Below are 9933 nucleotides of genomic sequence, written 5' to 3'. Positions count from 1 at the left end.
GGCCGGGCTATACCGACGCGTTCACGCTCAAATATATCTTCCCCGGCGGCTATATCCCGGCGCTGTCGGAGATCGCGCAAGGCTATGAGGGCCTGCGCTACTTCCTCACCGACGTGGAAGTGCTGCGGATGCATTACGGCCACACGCTCAAGGCCTGGTACGACCGCACCGTCGCGGCGCACGATGCGATCGTCGATCTCTATGACGAGCGCTTCTACCGGATGTGGACCTTCTATCTGGCGGGCTGCTACGTCAGCTTCATGAACGGCGGGCTGGTCAACTATCAGCTGCAATTCTCGCGCTCGCGTACCGCGCTGCCGCTGACCCGCGACTATATGGCCGAAGCCGAAGTGAAGCTGACCGCCGGCAGCCAGTGATCCTGGCTGCCGGCGGCGGGCCTCAGAAGGAGAAGCGGGCCTGCAGGCGGGCCGAGCGCGCCGTCTGATAGCCGGTCACCTGCCGGTAATAGGGGCTCGCGACGCCGTTGCCGTCGGTGCCATATTCGTTGAAGTCGGTCTTGGCGTGCAGGTTGAGCACGTTGAACACGGTGAGGTTGAGGTTGACCTTCGACTTGCCGATCTCGGTTTCCCAGGCGAGCGACAGGTCGTTGCCGAACACCCAGTCGCTGGTGAACACCGATCCGCGCGGGATCAGCTTCACCGGCGCATCGGCGGCCGGGGTCGTCGGGTCGGTCGCGATCTGGCCGTTCGCCAGCACGCGGCAGTAGAGCCCCGCCGCACCATAGGCGCGGGCATAGGGATCGACCGACGCCGGCACCTGGCCGATACAGCCATAATGGCGCGGCGAGGTAGCCGAGGTGCTGAAGCCGATCGTCAGGTGCTCGAGGGGGGCATAGGAACCCCACAGCTTGAACACGTGGCGGCGATCGTTGGGCGAATAGCCATAGGTGCCGTTGGTCAGGCCGGGCTGGTCGAAGTCCGTCGTCAGGCCGGTGTCGCTCTGGCCGTTGTCGGTCTTCACCCCGCCCTCGTAATTGCCCTTGGTCCAGGACAGGACATAGGAGCCGTTGAGCTCGAAGCGGCCGTCGAACTCGTGGCCGACCTCGAAGGCGATCGCCTTGTAGGTGCGCTTGGCCTCGGGATAGCCTAGGTCCTTCGCCGAGAAGGTGACGGTGCGTACCTTGGATTCGCCGTTGATCGGCGCGGCGAGCTGGACGGTAATCGGGCGACCGGGATTGAGCAGCACGTACTGCGTGAAGCCGGTCCAGGTCTTGTCGCAGCCCTTGATGCCGTTCTGGGTGCAATAATTGTTCACCGCGCGGTCGATCGCGGCGTCTTCCAGCACTTCGTTGAGCTTGGTGTACATGCCGTAGACGTTGAAGCGCCAGCGGCCGATCCGCTTCTCATAGCCCAGGATGAACTCGTCCTGCGACTGGGGCTTGAGCGACTGCGACACCGCCGCGCCGACCGCGACCGGCTGGCCCGATCCGGTGACGTCGCAATTGGCCACCTTGTCGTCGGGGCAGGCCGCCGCGCCGGCATAGGATACCGGCGCGCCGAGCTGCGGGATGCCGTCGGCGCCGATGCCGGCGAGCAGGTTGGTGCGGGTGTAATAGGTTTCGCCGCCGGTCAGGCGGATGTTGGTGTTCGATGCGACCGGCAGGTACATGCGCGAGAAGCTGCCATAGACCTTGTCGGTCCGCGCCCCGAACGGATCGAGGGTGAAGCCGAGCCGCGGCCCAAACTGCGTACCCGACTCATAGAAACGCGCGCCCGCCGAATTGTTGTTGGTGAAGCGGTCGCCGCGCACGCCGAGGTTGAAGTTCAGCCGGCCGTCGATCAGCGACCAGGCATCCTGGATGTAGAAGGCCTCGTTGCGCGAGGTGAAGCTGCCGATGTTGGAATAATAGGTCTGGCGGACATAGTCGGTGCCGATCGGCAGGCCGAACTGGTCGCCCTGCTTGGCACGGTAGATGGTGTAGCTATAGCCCAGGCCGGCGCCCACCGCGCGGTTCTCGGAGGCGAGATCCTCGCGGTCATAGCCGAACTTGAAATGATGGTCGCCGAACAGGTGCACCGTCACGTCGACATCGGCGCGGTAGAATTTGCGGACGTCGTTGTTGATGCCCACCCCGCCGCCGGCGATGGTGAGCGCCTTGCTCGGATCGGTGCGCGCGTCGGTCACCCCGGGGACGATCTTCGAATCGGCGTTGACGCTGCGATAGCTGCTGTTGTTCTCGCCGCGGCCATAGGCGGCCGAGACGGTCAGCCACTTGGTGAGGATGCTGGTGTAGCGGGCGACATAGTTGCTGCCGCCGGCCTTGCCGAACGAGGCCCCCGCGAACGGCCCGTCGATTCCGCGCACTCGATCGAACCGCACCGTCGAGGTGCTGCCATAGGTCTGGGTGGTGCTGTCGGACTTGGTGTTGAAATAAGTGAATTCGAGGTGGTTCTGGTCGTTGATATAGCCGTCGATCTTGGCGCCGTAGAAGGGCGAGCCGGTATGGTAGAAGGAGCGGGAGGTGCCCTGCTTGGTCTTGGTCTTCAGGTCATATTCGGTGCCGGCGCCGACGCTGTTGTTGTCGCGCGCCTGGTAGAGGCCGAAGAAGAACAGATGATCCTTCCAGATCGGCCCGGACAGCGTGGCGGTGAGCGACTTGGAATCGGCCGAGCCGTTGCCGTTGTCGGTATAGATGGTGTCGCGCGTCTTCGAACGCAGCGCATTGGGGTTCCAGTTGTACAGCAGCATGCCGTGGAATTCGTTGCTGCCGGACTGGGTGGTGGCGTTGACGAAGCCGCCCGTCGACCGGCCGAATTCCGCGGAATAGCCGCCCGTCTTGGTCTCCACCGTCTTGTAGAAGTCGTAGGGAACTTCGACCGGCGACAGCCCCTTGCGGAAATCGGTGATGTTCAGGCCGTTGATGAAGAACGCGTTTTCCGAGACGGCGCCGCCGTTGAACGAGGTCTGGCCCGAAAAGGCGCTCGACCCCGCGCTGGCGCCCGGCGCCAGCTGGATCGCGGCCTGCAGGCTGCGCGCGAGCGGCAGGCGCTGGCTCACATCGGCAAGGTCGAGGACGAGACCGGTGGTGGTGCGATCGAAATCGGCGGTGGCGACGCGCGAGCTCTTCACCACGATCTCGTTGTTGCTGCCCTCGGGTGCGAGCGCAAAGATGTTGCCGGTGTTGTTGGCCGAGATCCGGACGCCCGATTCCTCGTACCCGGGATAGCCGACCGCGGTGATGGTAAAGCTGTACGCGCCCGTCTGCATCTCGGGCAGGCTGAAATTGCCTTCCTTGTCGGTCGTCGCGGTGCGGGTGAAGCCCTGGTCCTCGGACTTGGCCGATACCGTCGCCCCGACGATCGGCTTGCCGTCCGGATCGACCACGCGGCCGGTGGCGCGGACGGTCGAATAGCCCTGCGCATGGGCCAGTGACGGTACGAGTGGCAGGACTATCAGCGTCGCACCTGCGACGGACGCACGAAGGAGGCCGCGGCAGAGCCGCAGGCGAGCGTTGTTCATAATGGACTACCCCTTTTTTCGCCCGACCCCCGGGCAAGATCCGCGTTCGAATATTATGCGGATATGGTATACAACATAATATGTCTGACTTTTGTCAATGGGAAAATATAGCGTTATATCAAACCGTTAAAAGTGTATTGTTGCGCTGCAACACATGAATCGTTACGCGTTGGTGTCGATGGCATGCAGTTTTGGTGTGCACCGTCCTCGCCCTGCGTGGCCAAATCGCCGCTGGAGTTGCACCCCAGCCGCGCCCGCCGTACAGGGCGCGCGTTTCCCCATTTCGGAGTCCCTGCCCCATGTCGGATAAGATCAATCGCGTCGTCCTCGCCTATTCGGGCGGCCTGGACACGAGCGTGATCCTGAAATGGCTGCAGCAGACCTATAACTGCGAGGTCGTGACCTTCACCGCCGATCTCGGCCAGGGCGAGGAGCTGGAGCCCGCGCGCAAGAAGGCCGAGATGGCCGGCGTGAAGCCCGAGCACATCTTCATCGAGGACGTGCGCGAGGAATTTGTGAAGGACTATGTGTTCCCGATGATGCGCGCCAACGCGCTGTACGAAGGACTGTACCTGCTCGGCACCTCGATCGCGCGGCCGCTGATCGCCAAGCGCCAGATCGAGATCGCCAAGCTGGTGGGCGCCGATGCGGTGAGCCACGGCGCCACCGGCAAGGGCAACGACCAGGTCCGCTTCGAACTCGGCTATTATGCGCTGAACCCCGACATCAAGGTGATCGCGCCGTGGCGCGAATGGGACCTGACCAGCCGCACCAAGCTGATCGAGTTCGCGGAATCGCACCAGATCCCGGTGACCAAGGACAAGCGCGGCGAGTCGCCCTTCTCCACCGACGCGAACCTCCTCCACACCTCGTCCGAGGGCAAGGTGCTCGAGGATCCGTGGGAGGAAGTGCCCGATTACGTCTATTCGCGCACGGTGAACCCCGAGGACGCGCCCGACACGCCCGAAACGATCACGATCGATTTCGAGCGCGGCGACGGCGTGGCGCTCAACGGCCAGGCGATGTCGCCCGCCACGCTGCTCACTGCGCTCAACGAACTGGGCCGCAAGCACGGCATCGGCCGGCTCGACCTGGTCGAGAACCGCTTCGTCGGCATGAAATCGCGCGGCATGTACGAGACGCCGGGCGGCACCATCTATCACCTCGCGCATCGCGGCATCGAGCAGATCACGCTCGATCGCGGCGCCGCGCACCTCAAGGACGAGCTCGCCCCGCGCTATGCCGAGCTGATCTACAACGGCTTCTGGTTCTCGCCCGAGCGCGAGATGCTGCAGGCGGCGGTCGACTATAGCCAGGAGAAGGTCACCGGTACCGTGCGGCTGAAGCTGTACAAGGGCAGCGTGATCGTCACCGGCCGCAAGTCGCCGTACACGCTGTACAGCGAGAAGGTTGTGACCTTCGAGGACGACCAGGGCGCGTACGACCAGCGCGACGCGGCGGGCTTCATCAAGCTCAACGCACTCCGCCTGCGCCTGCTCGGCCGCCGCGAGGGCTGAACCGAATTCCCCCTCCCGCAAGCGGGAGGGGGAGTTATCGCCGAACCGCCGTTCGGTATGCCCGCAGGCTGTCCCACGCATACAGCGCGCAGCCGGACCAGATCAGCGCAAATGTCGCGAGGTGCACCGTCAGCACCGGCTCGCCGAACAGCCACACCGCCTCCAGGAATTGCAGCGTCGGCGCGATGTACTGGAGCAGCCCCATGGTCGCATAGGGTAGCCTTTTGGCGGCGGCGGCGAACAGCAGCAGCGGTGTGGCGGTGACGACACCGGCCGCGATCAGTAGCAGGTCGATCCGCGTCGATCCGCCGAACGCCGCCGTGCCGGTGTGGTTCGCCCAGAGCAGCACCGCCAGCGCGGGCGGCCCCAGCAGCAGCGTCTCCACCGTCAGCCCGCCCAATGCGTCGATCGCGGCCACCTTACGGAGCAGGCCATAGCCGCCGAAGCTCAGCGCCAGCGCGAGCGGGATCCACAGCCCGCCCCCGCCATGCAGTGTCAGCAGCAGCACGCCCAGCGCCGCCAGTCCGATCGCCACGCCCTGCCAGCGCCGCAGCCGTTCGCCCAGCACCAGCATGCCGAGCGCGACATTGACCAACGGGTTGATGAAATAGCCCAGGCTCGCGTCGAGCACATGTTCGTGCTGGACCGCCCAGATATAGACCAGCCAGTTGACCCCGATCAGCGCCGCGCTGCCGACGAGGAACAGCAGGGTGCGCCCCTTGGCAGCGTCGGCGATGCTCCGCACCCGGCGCAGTGCCACGACGATCATCGCCAGCAAAAGCAGCGACCAGAGCACGCGGTGCGAGAGCACCTGCAGCGCGGGCACCGATTGCAGCAGGTGGAGATAGAGCGGCAGCACCCCCCACAGGCTGTAAGCGGCGATGCCGAGGAAAAGGCCGGCGCGATCGGCGCCTTGAGCGTTGGACATGTCGCGTTGTTGCGCCGTGTTGCGGTGCAACGCAACCCGAGGCGAGGTCAGGCAGGGCGGATCGGGGTCGCTGCCTCGGCGCCGACGACGGTGATCCAGGGAACGACATCCCAGTGCGTGACGATACCCGCCGTCACATAGGGATCCTGCTCGGCAAAGGCCCGCGCCGCATCCGTATCGCCGAACAGCAGCAGCGCGCGCTCCGGCGGATCGCCGACCGCACCGCCGAGCAGCAGCGTGCCGGCATCCGCCGCCGCCCAGGCCAGCGCCAAATGCGCGTCCCGCAGCGTTCCCCGGCGCGCGAGATAGTCGGGCGCCAGGGTTTAGCGGAGCAGGACATGCGCCATGCTCAGTCGGCGAACAGCAGGACCGGCGTTTCCAGCAGCTTCTTCACCGCCTGGACGAAGCTCGCCGCATCCCAGCCGTCGACGACGCGGTGGTCGCAGCTGATCGACAGGTTCATCAGCTTGGCGCGAACGATGTCGTCGCCGTGGAAGACGGGGCGCTCGACGATCTTGTTCGGGCCGATGATCGCCACTTCGGGCCGGTTGATCACCGGCGTCGTCGCGATGCCGCCGAGGGGCCCAAGCGAGGTGACGGTGAGGGTGGAGCCGCTCAGTTCCTCCGACTTCGCCTTGCCGGTGCGCGCCGCCTCGGCGAGGCGGGTGATCTCGCTCGCCAGCTGCCAGACATTCCTGTCCTGCGCATCGCGGATCACCGGCACCATCAGCCCCGCATCGGTCTGCGTCGCCATGCCGAGATGGACGCGGCCATGGCGGGTGACCACGCCGGCCTCGTCGTCATAGCGCGCGTTGAGCATCGGGAAGTCGGGCAGCGTGCGGCACAGCGCGACGATCAGGAACGGCAGCATGGTCAGCTTGGGGCGCTGGCCGCGATTGTCGTTGAGGTCGGCGCGCATCGCTTCCAGCGCGGTGACGTCGATCTCGTCGACATAGGTGAAGTGGGGGATGGCGCGCTTCGACGCGGCCATGTTCTCGGCGATGCGGCGGCGCATACCGATCACCTTCACCGGCTGATCCTCGCGGGCACGGCTGGCGTGCGGCGCGTGATAGCCCTGCGCGCTGCCATAGCGGAGGAAGGCATCGAGATCGGCGTGGCGGATGCGGTCGCCCTCGGCGGGCTTCACGCTCGCCAGGTCGATGCCGAGATCCGCCGCGCGGGCACGCACGGCCGGGGAGGCGAGGACTTTCGTCTCCTGCGCTCCCCCTCCCGCGTGCGGGAGGGGGCTGGGGGGTGGGCCCCCGGCATCCGCAGGCGCATCGCTGGTGGTGAGCGAGGGCCCACCCCCGGCCCCTCCCGCAAGCGGGAGGGGAGCGTTGGAGACAGCGTCCGCTACTTCCTCCACGCCCGGATTCTCGGCCTCGACCTGCTCCTTGACCGGCGTCTCCGTCTCGGCCGCAGCCTCACCCTCAACCTCGATCACCATCAGCGCCGCGCCGATCGGCACCTGGTCGCCGACCGCGCCGGCGAGCTCGACCACCACGCCGGAGACGGGCGATTCCATCTCCACGGTGGCCTTGTCGGTCATCATGTCGGCGACAGCCATGTCTTCCTCGACGCGGTCGCCGATCTTCACGTGCCAGGCGACGATCTCGGCCTCGGCAATGCCTTCGCCGATGTCCGGCAGACGAAAGGTAAAACGAGCCATGGGCGTCAGTCCTTGAGGAGTTTGTTGAGCGCCTCGCGGATCCGCACCGGACCCGGGAAATAGGCCCATTCGAGGCTGTGGGGATAAGGCGTGTCGAAGCCGGTGACGCGGGCGATCGGCGCTTCGAGATGGTAGAAGCAGCGCTCCTGCACCAAGGCCGAAAGCTCGGCGCCGAAGCCGGAGGTGCGCGTCGCCTCATGGACGATCATGCAGCGGCCGGTCTTCTTGACCGAGGCTTCGATCGCTTCGATGTCGAGCGGCACCAGCGTGCGCAGGTCGAGGATCTCGGCATCGACGCCCAGCTCCTCGATCGTCGCGGCGACCACATGCACCATCGTGCCGTAGCAGAGGATGGTCACCGCCTCGCCAGCGCGGACGGTCGCGGCCTTGCCGAGTTCGACGCGGTAATAGCCCTCGGGCACCTCGCTCGCGGGGTGGGCGGTCCAGTTCCTGGCCGGGCGATCATAATGGCCGTCGAACGGGCCATTATAGATGCGCTTGGGCTCGAGGAAGAGGACGGGGTCGTTGTCCTCGATCGCGGCGATCAGCAGGCCCTTGGCGTCATAGGGGGTCGACGGGATCACCGTCTTGATGCCCGAGACATGGGTGAAGATGCCCTCGGGCGACTGGCTGTGCGTCTGCCCGCCGAAGATCCCGCCGCCATAGGGCGAGCGCACCGTGATCGGCGCGGTGAAGTCGCCGTTCGAGCGATAGCGCAGCCGCGCCGCCTCGGAGACGAGCTGGTCGAGCGCCGGGTAGATGTAATCGGCGAACTGGATCTCGGGCACGGGGCGCAGGCCATAGGCACCCATCCCGATCGCCACGCCGATGATGCCGATCTCGGTGATCGGCGTGTCGAACGCGCGGGTCTTGCCGTATTTGGCCTGGAGCCCGGCGGTCGCGCGGAACACGCCGCCGAAATAGCCGACATCCTCGCCCATCACGACGACCTGGTCGTCGCGTTCCATCATCACGTCCATGGCGGAGTTGATCGCCTGGATCATGTTCATGCGGGGGGCGGTCAAATCCCGGCCGCCTTGCGCTCGGCGATCATCTGGTCGCTCTGTTCCTTCAAGTGCCAGGGCATGTCTTCGAACACGCCCTCGAACATCGTCTCGAACGGCTGGTGCATGCCGTGGCCGAGGATACCGTTCTTCTCGGCTTCCTTCTGCGCGCGCTTCACCGTCTCGGCGAGCTCGAGGTCCATCGCCGCATGGCGTTCCTCGTCCCATTCGCCGAGGCCGATCAGATGGTCCTTGAGCCGCCGGATCGGGTCGCCGAGCGGCCAGGCATTGGACTCGCCGGCCGAGCGATAGGCGCTGGGATCGTCCGAGGTCGAATGGCCCTCGGCGCGGTAGGTGAAATGCTCGATAAGCGTCGGGCCCTGGTTGGTCCGCGCGCGCTCGGCCGCCCACTCCGTCGCCGCATAGACCGCCAGCGCGTCGTTGCCGTCGACGCGCAAGCCCGCGATGCCATAGCCGATCGCGCGTGCCGCGAAGGTGGTCGCCTCGGCACCCGCGAAGCCGGAGAAGCTCGAGATCGCCCACTGGTTGTTGACGACGTTGAAGATCACCGGGGCGCGGTAGACGGTGGCGAAGGTCAGCGCCGAGTGGAAGTCGCCTTCCGCGGTCGAGCCTTCGCCGCACCAGGTGGCGGCGATGCGCGTGTCGCCGCGCGCCGCGCTCGCCATCGCCCAGCCCACCGCCTGCGGATATTGGGTGGCGAGGTTGCCGGAGATCGAGAAGAACCCGGTCTCCTTCGACGAATACATGATCGGCAGCTGCCGGCCCTGCAGCGGATCGCCCTTGTTCGAGTAGATCTGGTTCATCATCTCGACCAGCGGATAGCCGCGGGTGATGAGGATGCCCTGCTGGCGATAGCTGGGGAAGCACATGTCGTCGCCGGCCATGGCCAGTGCGGCGGAAACCGACACCGCCTCCTCGCCGGTCGACTTCATGTAGAAGCTGGTCTTGCCTTGGCGCTGGGCGCGGAACATGCGTTCGTCGAAGGCGCGGGTGAGCGCCATGCTGCGCAGCATTTTCCGCTTCGCCTCTGCATCGAGCCGCGGATCCCAGGGGCCGACGGCGTTGCCTTCGTCGTCGAGGACGCGGATCAGGCCATAGGCGAGTTCGTGGAATCGATCGGCCGGCTCGGCGGTGTCCGGGCGGCGTGCTGCGCCGGCGGGCGGGATCGCAAGATCGCTGAAGTCGGCCTCGTCGCCGGGGCGAAAGCGCGGCTCGGGCACGTGCAGCGATAAGGGCGGCAGGTTGGCGCGCGGGGCGTCCACCGTCATGGTCTCTCCATAAATTCGGCCGTGTCGCCACGGACAACGCACGGAA

At 66.0% G+C, this 9933-nt stretch carries 8 protein-coding genes; 2 read left to right on the top strand and 6 right to left on the bottom strand.

Annotated features, from left to right (window positions below; translation table 11 throughout):
• Positions 1-377, top strand: a 377-nt coding sequence (locus CA234_RS08420) for a class I SAM-dependent methyltransferase (protein WP_206431134.1), incomplete at its 5' end; no start/stop codon positions are given.
• 22 nt (positions 378-399) lie between these two features.
• Here the strand turns inward: CA234_RS08420 and CA234_RS08415 are convergent.
• A complete protein-coding gene (locus tag CA234_RS08415; RefSeq protein ID WP_125974968.1) occupies positions 400-3480 on the bottom strand; it encodes a TonB-dependent receptor in 3081 nt (1026 codons plus the stop codon).
• Between the two features lie 299 nt (positions 3481-3779).
• Between CA234_RS08415 and CA234_RS08410 the strand changes: the two genes are divergently transcribed.
• On the top strand, positions 3780-4997 hold the full coding sequence (locus tag CA234_RS08410) for an argininosuccinate synthase (protein WP_126001359.1): 1218 nt from the start codon (positions 3780-3782) through the stop codon (positions 4995-4997).
• 34 nt (positions 4998-5031) lie between these two features.
• On the opposite strand, the gene rarD is transcribed toward CA234_RS08410, so the two are convergent.
• The 5 genes from rarD to CA234_RS08385 are packed head-to-tail and all read right to left on the bottom strand — an operon-like array spanning position 5032 to position 9887.
• Positions 5032-5925 carry an EamA family transporter RarD gene (rarD, locus tag CA234_RS08405; protein ID WP_125974972.1) on the bottom strand — a complete coding sequence of 298 codons (894 nt, stop codon included), beginning with the start codon at positions 5923-5925 and terminating at the stop codon, positions 5032-5034.
• Between the two features lie 47 nt (positions 5926-5972).
• A complete protein-coding gene (locus CA234_RS08400; protein ID WP_125974974.1) occupies positions 5973-6245 on the bottom strand; it encodes a YciI family protein in 273 nt (90 codons plus the stop codon).
• Positions 6246-6274: 29 nt separating this feature from the next.
• Complete coding sequence (locus CA234_RS08395) at positions 6275-7594, bottom strand: dihydrolipoamide acetyltransferase family protein (protein WP_125974976.1); 1320 nt, start codon at positions 7592-7594, stop codon at positions 6275-6277.
• A 5-nt stretch (positions 7595-7599) separates the two neighbouring features.
• Positions 7600-8604 carry an alpha-ketoacid dehydrogenase subunit beta gene (locus tag CA234_RS08390; RefSeq protein WP_126001365.1) on the bottom strand — a complete coding sequence of 335 codons (1005 nt, stop codon included), beginning with the start codon at positions 8602-8604 and terminating at the stop codon, positions 7600-7602.
• A gap of 11 nt (positions 8605-8615) precedes the next feature.
• A complete protein-coding gene (locus CA234_RS08385) occupies positions 8616-9887 on the bottom strand; it encodes a 3-methyl-2-oxobutanoate dehydrogenase (2-methylpropanoyl-transferring) subunit alpha (protein ID WP_125974982.1) in 1272 nt (423 codons plus the stop codon).
• Between the last annotated feature and the right edge of the window lie 46 nt (positions 9888-9933).

Source organism: Sphingomonas sp. ABOLE, from assembly GCF_003950455.1.
Lineage (GTDB): Bacteria > Pseudomonadota > Alphaproteobacteria > Sphingomonadales > Sphingomonadaceae > Sphingomonas > Sphingomonas trueperi.
The sequence above is the reverse complement of the archived record's forward strand: the minus strand, read 5'-3'. Positions and strand labels throughout refer to the sequence as shown.